Annotated in this window: 1 protein-coding gene; it reads left to right on the forward strand. The window is 74.9% G+C overall.

The genetic code is table 11. The annotated features are described in order from the left end of the window. On the forward strand, positions 1-836 hold an 836-nt coding region (locus ACTOWL_RS37975), incomplete at both ends, for a hypothetical protein (protein WP_441326483.1).

Consider the following 836-nt stretch of genomic DNA (forward strand, 5'->3'; position numbering starts at 1 on the left):
AGAGCGACGGCAGCAGCGTGACCGCCTGGGCCGGCGCCACGCCGGCAAGCTGGTCGCTGGACGGCGACTGGACGGCGGTCTTTCTGATCAACACCGGGACGATGCCGGCGCCGGTCGCGCTGTCGCAGATTCCGGACCAGGGCCCCGCCGCCGCGCTGGCCTTCAGCGGCATGCTGAAGCGGTTCTACGGGGCCGAGGGCATGGTGCTGCTGCAATTGCCGCCCGACACCGGCCCCGGCCACCGCCTGGTCGTGGCCGGGGCCGCCGACGCCACCGTGATCGGCCGCGACGGGCATGTCGCCAGCGGCCGCCGGATCCAGCTGACCGGACCCGGAACCGTGGTGCTGCGCCACGATGCCGGGCTGGTCGCCATGTGGCGCGAGGCCAATGAGGTCGGACCCTGGCCGCAGCCGGAGCTGCAGGACGCGCCGCTGCCCGGCATCCTGCCGCTGACCGGCGAGGCGATGGCCCTGCGGGTGCGGTCGCCGCAGCCCGCCTTGCTGACCGCCCGCACCACCGCGCCGGTGATCCTGGCCGCCGATGGCGACGCACCGGAGCTGTTCCCGGCCGGGGCTGAGTTCCACCGCTACCTGCAGGGCGCGTCGCTGCTGCACCTGTTCTCGCCGCAGGACGGGCCGCTGTCCGGCTCGATCGAGCTGGTGGCGACGCCGATCGCGCCGCTGGCCGAGGGCGTCGGCGACGCCGTCACCGTGGCGTCCGGCGGCACCGCCCTGTTCGGCTTCACGGTCGAGAGAAGGACAGCGACATCGGCATCGGCATCCGGGCCGAGCCCGACCGCGCCCGGGTGCGGCTGCTCGACGCCGACGGCAAGCCCC

Source organism: Inquilinus sp. CA228 (assembly GCF_052078665.1).
Taxonomy (GTDB): domain Bacteria; phylum Pseudomonadota; class Alphaproteobacteria; order DSM-16000; family Inquilinaceae; genus Inquilinus.